The following is a 20,758-nucleotide window of genomic DNA, read 5'->3' on the forward strand; positions in this document are numbered from 1 at the left end:
ATGATTCAAATATGAATTACAACCAATTATATCAAGAAAATTATGGTATAATATAAAAAAGTAGAGAATAAAAGATTTAATAACTTAAATTCTCTACTTAAGATTAGCAAAGATAAATTGCCTATATCAATAAATTATTATATCAATCAACATTATCCTCATCTTCAACGGCACTTTCCCAACTATCCCAAACTTTCACACTTGAATCGTAGCCGTCGTAACCATAGTTTTGACTCAATTGTCCTTTTGTATTGGCTGTTATAGCACTATTTGGTATTGGCCAGTATACATTTCTCTTATCCATAGTATAATAAAGTGTATTATTGGGTACTACTATTCCCTCCGGATACTTGTTATATAGTGTATAATGGATTATTCTCTGATACCAGTAACTTCCCCCAGATTCATCTGTTCCAGACTGCTGATCCCAAGTATCCAGATTATAGGTATTTCCCCATTCATCTGGCATTCCACTCATGGCTAAGCAGTGTGAAATTCGGGTTAATTCTACATTTCTCCATTCTTCTAAATAAAGTTCTCTACCCCTTTCAGCACAAATATCTCCGATGGTTACATCAGTATATAATTGAGAAGCATTTGCTCTTTCCCTAATAGTATTAACATCTTGTGTAGCGCCAGCTATATTTCCTTGATAAAATCTTGCTTCTGCTCGCAATAAATAAGTTTCTGCTAATCTATAAAGATACCAGTGAGCCGCACTTCCCGTTGAAGCACCGTAAAAGCTATTTGAATTTGGGTTACTTTCATTAACTACATCATGTAAGTATATTTTATATAGCGGAAAATCAAACCAATCACGAATCGTATCTCTAGTTAATAAATTACCACTCTCGCTGTACATTCTAAAATTCTCTCCATAATCTTCTGAAGAAGGATCACTATATTCTAAATCCTCCATATTAACCCAATTCCCTACCTGACTGTTATGCCTCAAATCTTGCTCATCTTCAACTCCATTAACTACCCACATCGGCTCTTGTGAATAATAAGATGCACTAATTGTGGCTATTCCACGACCAAAAGCTCGTGTGTAGTCATAATTTGGATCATAATTTGAATTATTCAAAGAAAACCTGTCAGCAGCTCTTTTGCCATCGCTAGGAGTAATGATATTTGCTGAATTCCAAAATGGACCGAAAATACGCATAGAATTGAACGGAACAAACGATTGTGCACCTCCATTAGGAATAATCATTATGGCTTCAGTATTTGCTGAAGTTACTTTGTTTTCAGGTCTATGTAGATCCCAAACAACATTTCTGGTAATCTCCCAAGTGTTTGCATTTCCTCCTTCATCAAAAGTCCCAAAAGAACTTTGCATAAGTGTATAACCAGATTCATTAATTAAAATATCTGCTTGCTCTTCAGCCTCTGCAAAGCGGCCTGATGCTAGATAGCATTTTATCAAAAGTTGCCTACAAGCAGCCTTGTTTACCTGTCCTAAATAATTTAAACTCGATTGTTCGGGAACCCATTCTACCGCTTTTTCCATATCTGAAGTTATCATCTCTATGATTTCTTCCTTTTTAGTAGAATAATAATTTTGTTTTGGAACCTGAAGTATTTTAGTTATCAAAGGAATATCACCGAACTGATAAACTAAATTAAGGTATCTATAAGCTCTATGAAAATAAGCTTGTCCTCGATATTTATTTTTCACTTCTTCGCTTAATCCATCTACTTCATCAATATAGGTTAAAACTGTATTCGCATATTTAATTCCATTGTAACCTTCATCCCAGTAATAACCAAGATAAATCCAATCGGTAGTAGCCGTTGAAAAACCTCCAGTTGGCACGATAGTATTTGCATAATCTGCAGCTGTAGGGCTATTATCAGTTTTACCGTATTTTGCCATATCTGAGAATACATATTCTGTCCCAATTGGCACACTATTGGACGCATATTCATAGTGAATCCAGTACCCTCTAAGTGATTTGTCCGCCATTGCAATTGTTGCTTCTAAACCAGATTCTGTTGAAAAAGTTGCTTCTGGTTCATAAAAGGATAACGGGTCTGGTTCAAGAAAGTCTTCAGAGCATGATGTAACCATCATAGTTGCTAAAACTAAAGCTGCAACCTTTGAAATTTTATTTTTATTGAATTTTTTCATCATTATAGCTTTTCTTAAAGGGTTAAATTCATACCAAAATTAAACATACGTGTAGCCAGTCCTCCTGTTTCAGGATCTCCAAAGTATTCCCAATCAGCAGCCCAGGTAGCTACATTTCTAATCGAAGCCGAAAATTTTACTCGTTGGACATTCCATTTCTGAGTAATTTCAGTAGGCAGAGTATAGGCAAGTGAAATATGATCTAATCTTATAAAATTACGATTGTATAATTTTGGTGCACTTGCACCGGCAGGAGCTATAGCATCTAAGCGCGCCCAATCGTTAGTTGGATTATCTACCGTCCAATAGGGATTCACAAATGGATTGTAATTATTGGTATATAAACTTCCTGAGTTATAATTATTCATAAAACGACCACTAACAGATTTATGCCCCATATATGAGTACATGTTTATAGCCAATTCCCAATTTTTATAGCTAAAATCATTACGGAGTGACCAGTTTACTGGTGGTGCTGTTTGTCCCAAAAATACTTTATCATTGTCGTTATAAACCGGTGTTCCGTCTTCTTTATCATCCTCAGTGTAGTTATTGGCTATTTTTGGATCTCCAGGTCGCTGACCATACCTTGCAGCTTCTTCCCATTCATCTTTTTGCCAAATTCCTGTTACTTCATAATCCCAAATTGTGGAAATTGGTTTTCCAATAAACCAACCATTTGATAGATCATCTGCCTCTTTTCTTCCAATCACATTTCCATTGGCATCAAGAATATCCTCCATATTTCCATAAAGAGAATTGATCTTATTCTTATTATAAGAGAGTGCGAAACTAGTTCTCCATTCGAAATCTGAGTTCCTTATATTTACAGAGTTTACACTAATTTCCAGGCCTCTATTTTGAACTTCCCCAAGATTTGTTGTAATAGATCCAAATCCAGAAAATCCTGGTAATCGCTGCCCCATAATCATGTCATTTGTTATCGTGTGATACACATCTATAGAACCATAAATTCGCTGATCTAAAAATCCATAATCCAAACCAATATTTGTAGAAGTCGTTTTTTCCCATCGTAAATTTGGATTAGCCATTCTATCTATACCCAAGTATTTTACATCTACAATCTCTCCAGAAGAATCTATGTAACCCATTGTAGCTCCTGAGCCAGAAGCTAAATTGGCCAAACTAACATAAGGATCTGAAAGTGATCTATTACCATTCTTACCCCAAGAAACGCGTAATTTTCCAGTGCTCATAGCATCCCAATTAAACCAGCTTTCATTAGTGAAATTCCATGCCACTGAAACAGAAGGAAATGTTGCATAAGGATTAGAAGCTCCAAAGGCCGAATACCCATCTCTTCGAACAGTCCCTGTAATTAAATACAAATCATCGTAAGAATAAAATAACCTTCCCATTAATGCATCAGCAGTTTGGTGAGAATCGTTAGTTGAAAAACCGCTATTATCTAATGTTGCATTCGAGGTATTATGAAAACCTAAAGCATCAGAGGGCTGTATGTTACGAGCATCAATATTATCTGACCAATACTTACGTTCTTCCGCCTCCTGAACAAAAGTGGCTATTATGTGATGTTTATCATTTATATGATAGTCCCATGTAATATTGTTATTGAGATTATAGTCAAAATTCTTACTATGGTCTCTATCTACACCTATATTGGCTGCATTCCAGCCGGCATGTTCTGATGACTGAAAATAGCGATTATAATAGAATTGGTATCTAGGTGAAATATTAAAAGAATAAGTAATACCGAATGGCAGCGTAACTTTTGTATTGAAGATAGCATTTAATACAGTAACACCTCGCTCTAATTCCATAAATTGGCGGTCATAATAATAATTATATCCTCCTATATCTTCACCCATTGGTTGCCTTTCATATTCCCCCATTTCATTTCTAAAATTTCCAAAAGGACTAATTCTAAGCATATTCGAATCCCAATAATCAGTACCCGTACCTACAGTAATATCTCCATCTGTACGATCTTGAAAATTAACATTGGCACCAATTTCTAGCCAATCTGTAATTTGTCCGTTAATCTTCATATTAGCACGAACAGTGGAATAGTCATTCCCTTTTACAGCACCTTCAGCACTTAGATACCCCATAGATAAATAATAATTTGCTTTATCACCTGCCCCAGAAATACTGGCATTTAAATCTTTATTTATCCCTGTTCTAAACGTACTATCATACCAATCATGCGTTTTTCCATCGATAAAATTATTTAGTAACACCCCCTCTTTTATTCCTAAACGACGTCCCCAGACCTCATATAAGCTTCTACCTTCAGTTTCAGATATATCTTGATAAGCTAACCACTCGTTTTGTGTTATACCGTATTCATTTAATCGATTAGGATTCGAAAAATACCCCAACTGCCCTGGTCTATTATTTACATATGCTTCGTATTGACCTGTCTCTTCATTCACCCCGTAAGTTTTTGCAGTTTCCCAATCTTCTCTATATTTGGTATAACCATCTGGGCTATATACTTCGCGATAATCACTTCTTCTATTGATTGAAATATCAGAATTAATATTTACTAGCGGCTTACCTTTTTTTCCTTTTTTTGTAGTTATTATTATAACACCTGCCGAAGCTTTTGATCCATAAACCGCTGTTGATGAAGCATCTTTTAAAATATCTATTTGTTCTATATTATCAGGATTTATTTCTGACAATTCACCATAAAACTGCATACCGTCTAAAATAATAAGAGGTGAATTATGCCCCCCTTTATCATACACAGAAGTTTGCCCCCTAACTCTTAATGATCCTCCTCCTTTGGCATCTGCTGAATAGCCGACTTTTAATCCGGGGACACCACGCAAAACATCTTGAACTGTCTGAGGGTTTTGATTTTCGAAATCATCTGGTTTCACCTGAACAACAGATCCTGTTAAATCCTTCTTTTTTATTTTTCCATAACCAATAACAACAACTTCTTCAAGTTGGTCTGTATCTGTTACCATAGATATTTCTAAAAAAGCCTTATCTCCTACACTAACCTCTTTACTTTCAAAACCCATGAAAGAAAACATTAAAATATCTTTGGGATTAGCACGAATAGAAAATAATCCATCGAAATCGGTCACTGTTCCTCTAGAAGTGTTTTTAATACTCACTGTTACACTAGGTATAGGAACTCCTTCCTCATCTACTACTTTCCCTTCTATATTCTTCTCTTGGGATTGCATAGCAAAACTCAATAAAAATAAAAGCGAAAATGAAAAAGCGAAAACATAAAAATTATAATAGTTGTTTTTCATATTGATTATTAAATGTTAGACATAAAATTAGGTTCGAATCCTTATATTTTTTATTTATGTAATAAATACGCTTATTTTAAAATCTTTAAATATTTTTAAGATTTCATATTATTTTGATAGAAAAAAGAGCAGCTTAATTGATTTAATTTCCCCTATCATTTAGGCAAAATTCCTATTAATTTTGCAATCGCTTGGAGGGTATACTGATAGATTTAGGGCTATAAATGGATCAAAATCCAATTAAATGAAATTTTAAATGAAAATTTTACTAAGTGAAAAATTAGAGACAATGCCTTTAAATTTTATAAAAACGTTAAGATTTTTAGGTATTTTGATTTTAACGTCCTTAAACTTAATTGGGCAAAATCAAAAGCATTTAATTCATAAAAACAATCTCAAATTCTACCATTATGATACCTCCAACGGATTATCTAATAACATGGTAAGTTCTATTACTGAAGATGAATTTGGATTCATTTGGATAGGAACAAATTCTGGACTAAATAGATTTGATGGTAATGAATTTGAAAATTTTGACAAGGAAAATTCGGGACTAACGAATAACTATATTCAACAAATTGTTCCCTCTAAAAATGGCAATTTATATCTGGCAACAAACCACGGATTACACACCTACCGGATTGAAAAAAATCTACTTTCTCAAAATACCATACATAACTCTCATTTGTCTGATGGAATTACAAGCATTCTTGAACTCCCAAATAATTTATTAGCAATAGGCGCTTATTCTTTTGGAGTTCATTTTATAAAAGACAATCGACAAATCCCTCTTAATTATCATAATAAAAGAAAAAATGTTTTACTTGAAAAGTATAGAATTTCGGCTTTAGCATTAAAAGATAAGAACACTATACTGGCAGGAACTTATAGTAATGGTATTTACTCGATCTCTATAAAAGACACAAGCGTAACAAAAATTAAAAAGCTATTTTCTGGTAGAATTAATGTTATTTATAAAGACTCAGAAAATCAACATTGGGTTGGTACAGATGAAGGATTACTGCTTATAAAGGCAAACGACGAAGTTCTACATCTCACAACAAATAATAGTCCGCTTAACGATAGTTCGATTAGAAGTTTGGTTGAAGACGATGATGGTTTTTTATGGATAGGAACAAGTAACGGCGGCATTAATATTTTAGATCCCAGCTCCGTGTTTGCAGGAGCAGATAAAATTAAGGTTCAAAAATTCATACCACATACCGATGATAGTAGTGTACATAATAGAAATATTCTAAGCCTATTTAAAGATTCCAATGGAAATATTTGGATTGGTACTGAAGCAGGCTTAGATTTTGTAGATCCTAAAGGTGAAGTTATTCAATTATTCGATTACAAGCCAAATGATAATTCTCAAATTTCACATGATAGGGTTAAAGCTATTACCAAAGGAAATAATAACAACATCTGGATAGGTACAGATGGAGGTGGAATTGACAACTATGCTATAGCATCGAAAGAATTCTCTCATTTAAACATCAATTTACATAGTAACTTAATATTATCTCTTTTAGAAGATGATAATCGCAATTTATGGATAGGAACTTATAGATATGGGATCATTAAATACAATCTTAATACCGGAAAATCAAAAGTGTACTTAGACACCAAAGTTTCTGAAGGTAGTGACGTAAGAATAATTTTTGAAGACAGACAATCCAATATATGGGTAGGCACCAATCGTGGCGGCCTTTATAAATATGATAAATTGAATGACTCTTTTACTTATATAGAAGAATTAGGTAAACTAGACATTCGCGATATTAAACAAAAAGATGAAAATGAAATATGGTTGGCTACTTACGGTAATGGAATAATAAACTACAATTTTGAAACCGGAAAACGAGTTGATTTTCATACTGCTAACACTAATTTTCCGATCAATATAATTTTTAGTTTTGAGTTTATAGATGAAAATACGCTTTTGGTTGGAACGATGAACGAAGGTCTCTTAAAATTCGATATCAATACCAAAGCTATTGATCGATTTACCACTTACGACGGACTAAGCAATAATACCATAAATTCGATAACGCGTGATCTCTCGGGTAATTTTTGGATAGGAACAAATGATGGCATCAGCCTTTATAACATTACTTCAAATACCCTAAAAAATCTCAACAATTTTAATAATATTCAGGAAAGTGAATTTAATATTGGAGCCAGTCTGGTGACCGAGCACGGAGACCTTTTTATTGGAGGTAATAAAGGACTTAATATTTTCAATACCAAAAATTTATCCAATCCTGAAAAAGAAACATTTCCTACGGTTTTTAAAAATCTAGAAATCTATGGTAAACCTCTAACTGTTAATGATTCTGCACAAACAGTGCTTAACAAACCTATCTCCCTGGCAGATACTATTACTATTAACTATAATCAGGCTTTATTTTCCTTAGATTTTTCAGCATTAAAATATCCAAAATCATCGAATATTGAATACTCCTACATCCTAGAGGGTTATAACGACCACTGGATCAATATTAAAAATGCCAATCGAATAAACTTTAGCCAGTTACCACCTGGTGATTATAATTTAAAACTTAAAACAAACGATAATGATTACTTAGAATCTTCTAACCAACTACATATAAGTGTAGTACCACCATTATGGAAAACGCCGGCTGCTTATGTATTTTATCTATTTCTAGCCTCCTTTATAATATGGTTTAGTTTAAAATATTATACAGACCGTATTAAACTGAAACAGTCTTTAATATTTGAAAAAAGCCAGAGAGAATTAGAGCAAGAACTTAACGAAGAACGTTTACGTTTTTATACAGGATTTTCTCACGAACTTAAAACACCGCTAACCATGATTCTTGCTCCGGTAGAAACACTACTTACCGAGATAAGAAAAAAAGAACATAAAAACAGTCTAAGAATTATCGAAAAAAATGCAAAAACCTTATTGCGCCGTATTAATAAATTACTGGATTTTAGACAAACTGAAGAAGGCCTAAACAAACTACAAGTTAATAATTACGACTTAAAATCATCCTTAAAACACTGGATTAAGATGTATGAGCCAATTGCCCAAAAAAAGGAAATCAAAATCATAACATCCTACAATAATGACAAGTCTACTATCTATTGTGATATAGAAAAAATTCAGATCGTTTTCAATAATATTATGTCTAACGCCATAAAATACACTCCTACTGGGGGAAGTATCAAGATAAAACTTAAAGAAAAGAATAATGGATTTCAATTTTCAGTAAAAGATAGCGGAACCGGAATTCCACCAAAAAACCTACCGCATATATTTGATTGGTATTACCATTCAGATGAAAAAATAAAAAAAGAAGGTAGTGGTATTGGGCTGGCTCTATCCAAAAGATTTATTGAAATACATGGTGGAAAAATAAGCGTTAAAAGCAAGGAGAATAAATACACAAAGTTCAAGGTTTATCTACCGATCGCAAATGAAAAGGGATACGAAAATGATATAAGCGATAAAGAAAGCTTTTCAGAAATTGAACGTTTTACTAAAGAACTGCTTAACGAAAATAAACAATTAGAAAACAGAGCGCTATTAAATCCAGATTCTAACCGTGAGCTTCTATTATTAATTGATGATAACCCCGATATTCATCATTATTTATCTTCAATTTTAAAAGAAAAGTATGATTTGTTACATGCGCTGAATGGCCAGGAAGGCATCAACATGGCAAAAAAGCACGTTCCAGATCTTATTGTTTCAGATATTATGATGCCAGAAAAAAGCGGTATCGATTTAACCAATACCTTAAAAACTAACAAAGAAACCACTCATATTCCTATAATTTTATTGTCGGCTAAAGATACTAAGGAATCTATATTAAGCGGTTATACCGAAGGTGCAGACGATTATATCACCAAGCCATTTAGCACCGCAATTCTTCAAGCAAGGATTAAAAATCTTTTGAATAAAAAAATCAGCTTACAAAAAAGTCTTCAGCAAAATGAGGATTCTGAGATATCTAAGAGCGATACCGAATGTAAACAGATTAAAATTGAAAAGGAATTCCTCAAAAAGTTTGAAAAAACCGTCCATGATAATATTCAGATCCAAGGTAAAATGGTGGAGTTAATTTCTAAAGAAATGGGGATGAGCCGAGCTTCTTTATATCGAAAAATCAAAGCACTTACCGGTAAAAGTATAAATGAATATATTCGTGATATAAAACTCGAAAAATCCTTAAATCTAATAGAAAAAGAGGGGTTTAATATATCCACGGCCGCTTTTGAAGTTGGTTTCAATAACATGAAATACTATAGAAAAATTTTCAAAGAAAAATTTGGTAAATTACCGTCAGAATTTTCATTGAAAAAAGATCTTACCTAAACCACAAACCTTAACCACAAAAATTATGAAATCCATTTTCACCACATCTTTACTTGGTCTTCTATTGCTCACCGGATGCCAATCTGAAAAAGAACAGGAAACTACTGTTTCTTTGAATGTAGTTAACGATCTTGATTTTGCAAGAACTGAAATTGTTAGTTTTGACGCTTCAAAAATACTTTCAAAATTTGAAAAGGCTTCCTTAGATCATATCCATATTAAAGATTCTTCGGGACAAACTTTAAGACATCAATGGATAGATTATAACGACGATGGTACACCAGAAGAATTTTTGTTTCAGGCCAAAGTTGCAGCAAATGCTTCAGCAAAATATAAGCTTGTAAATGATAGCACAAGCACAGCTCCCAAGAAAGACGCGGTAGCGTATTCTAGATTTGTTCCTGAAAGAACCGATGATTATGCTTGGGAAAACGACAAAGTAGCCTTTAGAACTTATGGCCCAACAGGGCAAAAAGAAGCTTTAGAAGGCGTTCCAGGTAGCACCCTTTCCAGCGGAATAGACATTTGGCTAAAACGTACAAAAAAACCGGTTATTAATAAATGGTATGCTGAACATGTTAAAAATCCCGGTTATTATCACATTGATCATGGTGAAGGCTACGATCCTTACCATGTGGGTAAAAGCCGAGGTCTAGCTGGTATTGGTGTTTTTGAAGATGATAGCCTTTATGTATCCCAAAATTTTATGGAATACAAAACCATTGCCAGTGGACCGCTAAAAACAGTTTTTGAATTAACATATGATCCCTGGGGACCCTACAATGCAAAAGAAACTAAGAGGATTAGCCTGGCTTTAGGATCCAATTTCGCTAAATTTGAAATCGATTTACAGGCAGACGATAGCATACCAAATTACGCTACCGGTATTACGCTGCATAACAACGAGGGTGAATACCAAATTAATAAAGAAGAAGGTTGGATTATGCATTGGGAAAAAATCGATGACGCCCATGTAGGTGAAGGGATTTTAATGGAACCTGCAGCGATAGATTCTGCATTTGCTTTCAAAAGTAAAATTCCAGATCAAAGTAATTTATTAATAACTACACAACCAAAAGAAACTTTTACCTACTATGCAGGTTTTGCCTGGGAAAAAAGCGGTGATGTAGGGAGTAAACAAGAATGGATTAATATGTTAGAAAAACAAGCCAAAACCATAGCTTCACCTTTAGAGATTACTGTAGAATAAAACATATTTTTTTCTAAGTTTTAAGATGAAATGCAAAAACTTTAAAATTTAGTTATAAGAATAATCCTCGTTGAAAATTTATTTTGCTGAAAAAAGGCATGAATAATACTACGGCAGAAATTCTTGAAATCACTAATGATAAAATTGAAGTAAAAGCATACGAAAATATCACTTTTGCACAGCCTTTAATACATTTAACAGATAGATCCATAAATCTAAAAATGGACATTTTAAAACCACAGATAGATAAAAAACTACCTGTGGTTTTATTTATTCCGGGTGGAGGTTTTTTACGCTCCAACAAAGCAAGTTTTATACAACAACGTTTGGCCTTAGCCGAAAAAGGATATTTAGTAGCCAGTATGGAATATAGAACTGTTCCTAACGGAAAATTCCCTGATGCCCTGGTAGATGTAAAAAGCGCTATTCGTTTTTTAAAAGCTAATGCTGAAAAGTATGGTCTCTCAAGAAATAATATAGCTGTGATGGGTGATTCAGCCGGTGGTTATCTTGCAGCTTTAGCCGGAACTACTAATAATCATACAAGCTTTGATATAGGTGATTTCCTAGAAGAGAACAGTAATGTAAATGCGGTAATCGATTTGTATGGTCTATCGAATTTGGGTGAAATTGCTAAAGATTTTTCAGAAGAAACCAAGGAAAAACACCAATCTCCGGCTTCTTCCGAATATTTATTCCTAAATGGAACTCCACCATTTGATGAAGTTGAAAAAGATTTAAACAAATCGATCGCAAAAAGTGATCCAGCTACATATATCTCGGCAGATACACCTCCATTTTTACTTATGCATGGCGATAAAGATCAATTAGTATCTCCTAGCCAAACCGAGTATTTGTACGATGCTTTACAAGATTCAGGTATCGAAGCTAAAAGATATGTTGTTAAAAATGCAGAACATGGAGGAGCATATTGGGTGCAACCTCAAATTATAAATATTATGACCAGTTTTTTAAACGAACATCTTACCTGAATAAAAGCTAGGCGACCTAAGCTTTTTGATTTTTGAAAGACTTTACGAGTTATTAGGCTCCCATTAACGTTAACACTAATTTTCGAGAACCTCCATGATTTCTATGTTCGCATAAGTAAATCCCCTGCCAGGTTCCTAAATTTAGTTTTCCGTTGGTTACTGGGATTTGCACCGATGTTCCCATAAGTGAAGCTTTAATATGGGCAGGCATATCGTCTGAACCTTCAAAAGTATGTTTATAATATGGCTGATCTTCTGGAACCATTTTATTAATATGGCTTTCAAAATCATCTCTTACCGTAGGATCGGCATTTTCATTAATCGTTAATCCTGCGGAAGTATGCTTTATAAATACCTGAAAAATTCCTTGCTGAATTTCACCAATCTCAGGAAACTGATCTACAATTTCTCTAGTTACTAAATGAAATCCTCTAGATCTAGCTTTTAATGATATTTGTTTCTGAAATGTTTTCATATTTTTTTCTAATAAAATAAGCAGAAATATATACTATATCCACTTAAGTTTTCTTCTTTTTCTTCTTTGCAGCAGGAAACAATACATTATTCAGTATTAAACGATAGCCCGGTGAATTTGGATGTAATTCTAATTCTGTTTTTGGATCTCCTACCCTATGCTGATAATCTTCTGGATCGTGCCCGCCATAAAAAGTAAAAAAACCTTTACCTTTTACACCATGAATATATCTGGCTTCACCGTTTACTTTATTCTCTCCCATTACCAAAACATTCGCTTTTATATTTTCAGGATTAAAAGCGGTAGTTTGCCCCATAAATCCTTTAACCAATCTTGTATGATTTTGAGTTAGCATGGTAGGAATCACGTCCCATTTTGCTGAATAATCCATTAAAGTGAAATAATCCTTCTCTGTTGGAACTGCTCTTTTAGACGTCATATCTATAGAAGAGAATTCGTAAACCATGGGACTCCTTTCTAAAATAAAATCTGTAAATGCAAAAGCATTGGTATAGTCTAATTTTGACTGATAGCCGGGATCACTGGGATCGCCATCAAACATAGGTTCTGCAATATCTGTATTTTCCGCAGCTAAGGCGATATCAAAACTATCTGTGGCACTGCACATCGCGAACATAAATCCGCCCCCAACTACATAATCTCTAATTTTTAAAGCAACAGCTAATTTTTCTTCTGAAACTTTTTTGTACCCCAGGTTTGCTGCTAATGCTTCAGCGTTTTTTTTATCTTCAATATACCAAGGGGTTGTTCGGTAAGCTCTATAAAATTTCCCGTATTGCCCGGTAAAATCTTCGTGGTGCAAATGCAACCAATCATACAAAATAAGCGCATCGCTTAGAACTTCGGTATCATATATAGTTTCATACGGAATTTCAGCATATGTAAGGGCCATCGTTACTGCATCGTCCCAGGGTTTATTTCCCTTTGGCGAGTACACAGCAATTTTAGGTGCTTTTTCTAAAATTACGCTTTCCATATTTTTAGAAGGACTCGAAATTTCATCCAAAATGGCCTGTGCATCATTATCGGTTAGAATTTCAAAAGAAACACCTCTAATTTTACATTCTCGCGTTAAGCTTTCTTCCGCAGCAAAAAGAAAAGAACCTCCTCTATAATTTAATAACCACTGCGCGCTAATTTGATTTTCTAAAGCAAAGTAGGTGATGCCGTAAGCTTTTAAATGATTTCCCTGAGCTTCGGGATCCATAGGAACTAAAATCTTATTGGCAAAACCTGTAATTCCTAAAAAGAAAAAGACAGTAAAAAGCATAAAAGCTTTAAACTGTCTTTGGTTATTTTTTATCGTAATTCTAAATTTAAAACGGAACGTCGCTATCATCATCCTGATTAAAATCATTCATCGAACTTCCAAATGCTTCATCGGCGCTTGGACTGGGAAGATTTGTATTTCCAAACTCGTTATTATCATCACCATCGTTCATCTTAGAATGAAATTCGAATGGAGAATCAAAGTCTTCTAAGTTATCAAATTTACCTAGATGACCAATAAATTTAAGTCGGATATTTTCTAAACCGCCATTACGGTGTTTTGCGACGATAAATTCTCCTTGTCCTTCTGTTGGAGAACGTTCTTCGTCATCCCACTCTTCAATTTTATAATATTCTGGACGGTAGATAAACGAGACAATATCGGCATCCTGCTCGATCGCTCCAGATTCCCTAAGATCTGAAAGTAATGGTCTTTTACTGCCTCCACGTGTTTCTACCGCACGAGAAAGCTGAGAAAGTGCAATCACCGGAACGCTCAATTCTTTTGCCAGAGCTTTAAGGTTTCGCGAAATTGTAGAAATTTCCTGCTCACGGTTTCCTCCTTTTTGCGTTCCACCGGCTGTCATTAACTGCAAATAATCGATCACTATCAATTTAATCCCAAATTGAGAAGCTAATCGACGGGCTTTTGCTCTTAAATCGAAAATCGATAAAGATGGAGTATCATCAATAAAAAGTGGTGCTTTTTCAAGATCCTTCACTTTTACATTTAACTGCTCCCACTCGTGTTTTTCTAGATTCCCAGTTCTTAATTTTTCTGAAGAAAGTCCTGTTTCCGAAGAAATTAAACGGGTAATTAACTGTACTGAAGACATCTCTAGAGAGAAGAAAGCAACTGGAATTCCTTGTCCTACAGCAATATTTCTTGCCATCGACAAGGTTAGTGCCGTTTTCCCCATACCGGGACGCGCTGCAACAATAATTAAATCTGAAGGTTGCCATCCTGAAGTTAATTCGTCTAATTTATCGAACCCTGAAGGTACACCACTTAATCCTTCTTTATTAGAAATCTCTTGAATTCGTGCTTTTGCCTGAATAACTAAGCTTTGTGCAGATTCGGTAGATTTTTTAATATTTCCCTGAGTTACCTCGTATAATTTTGCTTCAGCTGAATCTAAAAGATCGAAAACATCAACACTTTCGTCATAAGATTCTTCGATGATTTCCGAAGAAATTTTTATTAAACTACGCTGTATGTATTTCTGAAGAATAATACGAGCGTGAAACTCGATATGCGCTGACGATGATACTCTTTGTGTAAGCTGAATCAAATAATAATCCCCGCCAGCTTTTTCAAAATTTCCGTCTTTCTTAAGTTGATTAGAAACGGTTAATAAGTCGATCGCCTCGGTATTTTCAAAAAGTTTGAAAATAGCCTCATAAATTAATTTATGCGAATTTTTATAAAACGCATCGGGATGTAAAATATCAATGATCTCATCTACACCTTTCTTATCGATCATCATAGCACCAAGCACAACCTCCTCTAAATCAACCGCCTGAGGAGGAATCTTTCCTTTTTCCAGGCTAATGACATTAGCATTTTGATTATTGTATCCTTTAGATGTTGCGATTTTTTCCATAGCACGAAAGTAACCAATTTGTTAACTAGACCTTAAGAAATTAGAAATTTCTAGTTCACTAGTAATGAACAATATGGTTGTTGAAAACTTTATTTTTTTGTTGATAAGGCCAAAAAAATCCGAAACTTTTGTTTCGGATTCTTCTAATATCCTATGATAATGAATGGGTTAGTCTTTATAAACTCCCATGTCCAAATATTTATCCATTCTTGTACTTATCAAATCTTCCTTTGATAAGTTTTTAAGTTCTTCAAAAGCATCTAAAATAGATTTTTCAACTTCTTTAAAAGCACCTTCACGATCGCTATGCGCTCCTCCTAATGGCTCTTTTACAATCTCGTCAATAAGCTTTTGCTTTTTCATGTCTTCCGCAGTAAGTTTTAATGCTTCTGCAGCTGTTTCTTTATATTCCCAGCTTCGCCATAAGATTGAAGAACAAGATTCTGGTGAGATTACAGAATACCAGGTGTTTTCTAACATTAAAACCTTGTTACCAACACCAATTCCTAAAGCTCCTCCACTGGCACCTTCACCAATAATTACAACAATAATTGGTACACTAAGGCGTGTCATTTCCATAATATTGCGAGCGATAGCTTCACCTTGTCCTCTTTCTTCAGCTTCCAAACCAGGATAAGCACCCGGAGTATCAACGAAACATACTACAGGTAAATTGAATTTTTCTGCAGATCTCATTAGACGTAAAGCCTTACGATAGCCTTCTGGATTTGCCATCCCGAAATTTCGATATTGCCTAGTTTTGGTATTGAATCCTTTTTGCTGACCAACAAACATAAAACTTTGATCACCAATTTTACCAAGGCCACCAATCATTGCTTTGTCGTCTTTTACACTTCTATCCCCGTGTAATTCTAAAAAAGTGTCACCACAGATCGCATTTATATAATCCAGTGTGTAGGGACGATTAGGATGTCTTGACAATTGTACACGTTGCCATGCGGTAAGATTTTTATAAATCTCCTTCTTCTTTTCCTTTAATTTTTTCTCGATTTGCTTGCATGTAGCAGTCACATCAACTTCACTTTCTTCGCCAATATTGCAGGCGCGATCGTACTGCTCTTCAAGTTCTTTAATCGGTAATTCAAAGTCTAAATATTCCATAAGTACCTATGGTTGTTTTATTTTGAGCCTACAAATATAACAAACTTTAAATCGAAGAATTAAAGCCTTTGCTCAATTATTTTTATTAACGTTTTGCTTTTAACAGTAGAAAGACCGCTAATATCCCAAATGAGATATTAGGAATCCAGACTGCAAGTAATGGTGAAAATGTTGATTGCTCGGCAATTGTACCAAATATTTTATCGAAAAAGATAAATAGAAAGGCCAGCGAAATTCCTACCGCAAGATTAATTCCCATCCCGCCACGACGCTTCATTGAAGAAACTGCCACAGCGATAATTGTTAAAATAAATGCTGAAACCGGAATACTTACACGCTTGTAAGCAGCCACCAGATACATATTCATATTTCCAGATCCACGTCGACTTTCTTTTTCTATAAATTCATTTAATTCTGAAAAATTAAGCGTTTCAGCAATATAGGTTTCCGGGGTTAACTCATCAAACTCGAATGGCAAAACAGTATCTAAGATGGTTTGTTTGGTGATAATATCTCCATCTTCACCAACCACCCTTTTATCAACATTCGATAAAGTATAGGTAGAATCTTCTGTATTAAATTTTAATCTGGAGGCACTAATTTTAAACTTCATCTCATTCCCTTCAAAATGTTCTAAAGTAAAATTACTGGCGGTATGGGTTTTTGGCCTAAAATGGCTGGCATAAATAACTTCGTTATCATTAACCTGCCGATACACGTCTTTAGTTTCTTGAGTTTGATGCCCTCTTTTTAAATACTCATATTTAAATTCGTTAAATCCCTTGCTTGCCTTTGGTGCAAGGAACATACTTAATCCTAGTGCCGCAATACAAACAATTGTAGCTCCTATAAGATAAGGTCGTAGAAATCGATAGAATGATACTCCACTACTTAGAAAGGCAATAACCTCTGTATTGTTCGCTAGTTTTGAAGTAAACCATATAATAGATAAAAATAGGAAAAGCGGAAATAAAAGATTGGCAAAGTAGATCGTGAAATTTAGATAATATTCGGCCACTTCAACAAAAGGCACCTCATTTTCAAGAATCTTATCTATTTTTTCAGCTAGATTTACAGTTATCCCAATTGGAATAAAAAGTAACAGCATCATGCTGAATGTTCCTAAATAGCGCTTTAAAATATACCAATCTAATATTTTCAAACTACGATTTTTTTATAATCTTTTATCCATCTGTTTTACCATCATATCTTTCCAGGCTCTAAAATCTCCTGCTAAAATATGCTTTCTGGCTTCGCGTACCAACCAAAGATAAAATCCTAGGTTATGAATAGTAGCAATTTGTTTGCCAAGCATTTCATTAACGCTAAATAAATGACGAACGTATGCTTTAGAATATTGAGTATCTACAAAAGTGATTCCCATCTCGTCTATAGGTGAAAAATCATCTACCCACTTTCTATTTTTAATATTTATCGTACCATGAGCCGTAAATAACATTCCGTTTCTAGCATTTCGGGTGGGCATCACACAGTCGAACATATCTATACCTAATGCAATATTCTCTAAAATATTAATAGGAGTTCCTACTCCCATCAAATATCTTGGTTTTTCTTCAGGAAGAATCTCGGTAACCACTTCAGTCATCGCATACATTTCTTCAGCGGGTTCTCCTACAGATAATCCTCCAATAGCATTTCCTTCAGCATCACGAGAAGCAATATATTCTGCAGATTGCTTTCTTAAATCTTTATATGTACTTCCCTGAACAATTGGAAATAAAGTCTGATCGTATCCATAAAGCGGCGGAGTTTCAGCAAAATGTTTTATACAACGATCCAGCCAACGATGCGTCATTTGCATCGATCTCTTTGCATAATTATAATCGCAGGGATAGGGTGTACATTCATCAAACGCCATAATGATGTCCGCACCGATCTCTCGCTGAATTTCCATGACATTCTCTGGCGTAAAAACATGATAAGAACCATCGATATGCGATTTAAACTTTACGCCTTCTTCCTTTATTTTTCTTCTTTCTGAAAGAGAATATACTTGGTAGCCACCACTATCGGTTAGAATATTGCGATCCCAATTCATAAATTTATGGAGTCCACCAGCTTTTTTCAAAATTTCGGTTTGTGGCCTTAAATAAAGATGATAGGTATTTCCTAAAATTATATCTGGATTTATTTCCTGTTTTAATTCTGTTTGATGTACTCCTTTTACCGATGCTACTGTACCAACCGGCATAAAAATAGGCGTTTCAATTACGCCGTGATCGGTAGTAATTTTACCGGCCCGGGCTTTACTGGCGGGATCGGTCTTTAAAAGTTCAAATTCCATATTCAGATTTAGTGGATGCAAAGATACTTAACATTTCTGCAAATTAAAGAATTATGATATTTCAAAAATAAAGTGTAAATTTAACACTTATCATAATACTCATGCGCTTTCGTTTTGAGAAAGCATAATATTGACTTATTTTAGCAATAAATATTCACAACAATAACTATATAAATGGCAAACATTGAAGAATTAAAAAGTTTTGCTACCCAGGTACGCAGGGATATTGTAAGACAAGTTCATAAAGTAAACTCTGGCCACCCAGGAGGTTCTCTTGGTTGTACTGAGTTTTTTGTAGCGCTCTATCAAGAAATTTTAGAGCATGATCCTAGCTTTAATATGGACGGGGTTGGTGAGGACTTATTTTTCCTTTCCAATGGTCATATCTCCCCTGTTTTCTATAGTGTACTAGCACGTAGTGGTTACTTTCCGGTAGAAGAATTAAGTACGTTTAGAATGATCGATTCTCGCCTACAGGGACACCCAACTACTCACGAGGGCCTTCCAGGAATTAGAATAGCTTCTGGATCTTTAGGCCAGGGAATGTCTATAGCTTTGGGAGCAGCACAAGCTAAAAAATTGAACAAAGACAGTCATTTAGTTTTCTCTTTGCATGGTGATGGAGAATTACAGGAAGGACAAAACTGGGAAGCGATAATGTATGCCGGTGCAAATGGTGTGGATAACCTAATTTCTACAGTAGATGTAAACGGCCAACAAATTGATGGTAGTACAGATACTGTTCTTAACATGGGCGATCTAAGAGCTAAATTTGAAGCTTTTGGATGGGATGTTTTAGAAATTGCTGAAGGAAATGATATCGAAAAAGTAATCGAAGGACTTAACGAAGCTAAAGAACATACCGGTAAAGGAAAACCTGTTTGTGTGCTAATGACTACCGTAATGGGTAATGGTGTAGATTTTATGATGCATACGCACGAATGGCACGGTAAAGCTCCAAATGACGAACAATTAGAAAGTGCTTTGGCACAAAACCCGGAAACTTTAGGCGATTACTAAACTCGTGTTTTCCCAAAAAAGAATACAATGAAAAAATATACATATACAGAAAAACAAGATACTAGAAGTGGTTTTGGTGCCGGGCTGGCAGAGCTTGGAAAAACTAACGAAAAAGTAGTTGCACTTTGTGCCGACCTTACCCCTTCTTTGAAAATGGCCGATTTTATCGAAGCCAATCCAGATCGCTTTTTCCAAACGGGAATTGCCGAAGCAAATATGATGGGGATGGCTGCTGGATTAACAATTGGTGGATATATTCCTTACACAGGAACATTTGCTAACTTCTCTACCGGTCGTGTTTACGATCAAATTAGACAATCTATTGCTTATTCTAATAAAAATGTCAAAATTTGTGCTTCTCACGCTGGTTTAACACTTGGAGAAGATGGTGCTACTCACCAAATTCTTGAAGACATTGGTTTAATGAAAATGTTACCTGGGATGACAGTGATTAACCCATGTGACTATAACCAAACCAAGGCTGCGACAATTGCTATTGCAGAACATGTGGGACCTGTTTATTTACGATTTGGACGACCAAAAGTGCCAATATTCACTCCTGAAGATCAAAAATTTGAGATCGGAAAAGCTATTATGCTGAACGAAGGTACAGATGTTACCATTATTGCTACCGGTCACTTAGTATGGGAAGCTATAAAAGCTGGTGAGGCTTTAGCTGAAAAAGGTATTAGTGCTGAAATTATTAATATTCACACAATTAAACCTTTAGATGAAGAAGCGATCATCAAATCGGTGAAGAAAACCGGATGTGTAGTTTCTGCTGAAGAGCATAACTTCCTTGGCGGTTTAGGAGAAAGTGTAGCCAGAACTTTGGCAGAACACCAACCAGCTCCACAAGAGTTTGTAGCTACTAAAGATACTTTTGGAGAAAGTGGTACTCCAGAGCAATTAATGGAGAAGTATGGTCTTAACGCCGATGCGATTATAGCAGCTTCAGAAAAAGTTATAAAACGTAAATAAAAGCTTAAAAACCGTTAAAC

Annotated in this window: 13 protein-coding genes; 5 read left to right on the plus strand and 8 right to left on the minus strand. The window is 34.8% G+C overall.

What is annotated here, in order from left to right:
- Window positions 1–142 precede the first annotated feature (142 nt).
- Both PBT89_RS12545 and PBT89_RS12550 read right to left on the minus strand, forming a co-directional pair.
- Window positions 143–2,137, minus strand: coding sequence for a RagB/SusD family nutrient uptake outer membrane protein (locus PBT89_RS12545; protein WP_270062202.1), 1,995 nt, complete (start codon window positions 2,135–2,137; stop codon window positions 143–145).
- Between the two features lie 11 nt (window positions 2,138–2,148).
- Window positions 2,149–5,391: a SusC/RagA family TonB-linked outer membrane protein gene (locus PBT89_RS12550; protein WP_270062203.1), complete on the minus strand. Its 3,243-nt coding sequence runs from the start codon at window positions 5,389–5,391 to the stop codon at window positions 2,149–2,151.
- A gap of 256 nt (window positions 5,392–5,647) precedes the next feature.
- Between PBT89_RS12550 and PBT89_RS12555 the strand changes: the two genes are divergently transcribed.
- The 3 genes from PBT89_RS12555 to PBT89_RS12565 all read left to right on the plus strand — a co-directional run bounded on the left by PBT89_RS12555 (window position 5,648) and on the right by PBT89_RS12565 (window position 11,941).
- On the plus strand, window positions 5,648–9,739 hold the full coding sequence (locus PBT89_RS12555; RefSeq protein WP_270062204.1) for a hybrid sensor histidine kinase/response regulator transcription factor: 4,092 nt from the start codon (window positions 5,648–5,650) through the stop codon (window positions 9,737–9,739).
- Window positions 9,740–9,764: 25 nt separating this feature from the next.
- A complete protein-coding gene (locus tag PBT89_RS12560) occupies window positions 9,765–10,949 on the plus strand; it encodes a DUF4861 family protein (RefSeq protein ID WP_270062205.1) in 1,185 nt (394 codons plus the stop codon).
- A gap of 98 nt (window positions 10,950–11,047) precedes the next feature.
- Window positions 11,048–11,941, plus strand: coding sequence for an alpha/beta hydrolase (locus PBT89_RS12565; protein WP_270062206.1), 894 nt, complete (start codon window positions 11,048–11,050; stop codon window positions 11,939–11,941).
- 52 nt (window positions 11,942–11,993) lie between these two features.
- On the opposite strand, the gene PBT89_RS12570 is transcribed toward PBT89_RS12565, so the two are convergent.
- The 6 genes from PBT89_RS12570 to tgt form a co-directional block, all read right to left on the minus strand.
- Window positions 11,994–12,416 (minus strand): secondary thiamine-phosphate synthase enzyme YjbQ, encoded by a 423-nt coding sequence (locus tag PBT89_RS12570; RefSeq protein WP_270060543.1) that lies wholly within the window; start codon window positions 12,414–12,416, stop codon window positions 11,994–11,996.
- A 43-nt stretch (window positions 12,417–12,459) separates the two neighbouring features.
- The gene (locus PBT89_RS12575; RefSeq protein ID WP_270062207.1) at window positions 12,460–13,707 is read right to left on the minus strand and encodes an asparagine synthetase B; all 1,248 of its coding nucleotides are present in this window, start codon (window positions 13,705–13,707) and stop codon (window positions 12,460–12,462) included.
- A 46-nt stretch (window positions 13,708–13,753) separates the two neighbouring features.
- Window positions 13,754–15,310 carry a replicative DNA helicase gene (gene dnaB / locus PBT89_RS12580; protein ID WP_270062208.1) on the minus strand — a complete coding sequence of 519 codons (1,557 nt, stop codon included), beginning with the start codon at window positions 15,308–15,310 and terminating at the stop codon, window positions 13,754–13,756.
- A 168-nt stretch (window positions 15,311–15,478) separates the two neighbouring features.
- Window positions 15,479–16,432: an acetyl-CoA carboxylase carboxyltransferase subunit alpha gene (locus PBT89_RS12585; protein WP_270060540.1), complete on the minus strand. Its 954-nt coding sequence runs from the start codon at window positions 16,430–16,432 to the stop codon at window positions 15,479–15,481.
- An 85-nt stretch (window positions 16,433–16,517) separates the two neighbouring features.
- On the minus strand, window positions 16,518–17,594 hold the full coding sequence (locus PBT89_RS12590; protein WP_270062209.1) for an LptF/LptG family permease: 1,077 nt from the start codon (window positions 17,592–17,594) through the stop codon (window positions 16,518–16,520).
- A gap of 12 nt (window positions 17,595–17,606) precedes the next feature.
- Window positions 17,607–18,737: a tRNA guanosine(34) transglycosylase Tgt gene (tgt, locus tag PBT89_RS12595; protein ID WP_270060538.1), complete on the minus strand. Its 1,131-nt coding sequence runs from the start codon at window positions 18,735–18,737 to the stop codon at window positions 17,607–17,609.
- Window positions 18,738–18,911: 174 nt separating this feature from the next.
- Here tgt and PBT89_RS12600 point away from each other — a divergent pair, with 174 nt between their 5' ends.
- Both PBT89_RS12600 and PBT89_RS12605 read left to right on the plus strand, forming a co-directional pair.
- On the plus strand, window positions 18,912–19,757 hold the full coding sequence (locus PBT89_RS12600; RefSeq protein ID WP_270062210.1) for a transketolase: 846 nt from the start codon (window positions 18,912–18,914) through the stop codon (window positions 19,755–19,757).
- Between the two features lie 27 nt (window positions 19,758–19,784).
- Entirely contained in the window at window positions 19,785–20,738 is a 954-nt protein-coding gene (locus PBT89_RS12605) for a transketolase family protein (RefSeq protein WP_270062211.1), read from the plus strand.
- The last annotated feature ends 20 nt before the right edge of the window (window positions 20,739–20,758 follow it).

The organism is Zunongwangia sp. HRR-M8 (assembly GCF_027594405.1).
Classification (GTDB): Bacteria; Bacteroidota; Bacteroidia; order Flavobacteriales; family Flavobacteriaceae; genus Zunongwangia.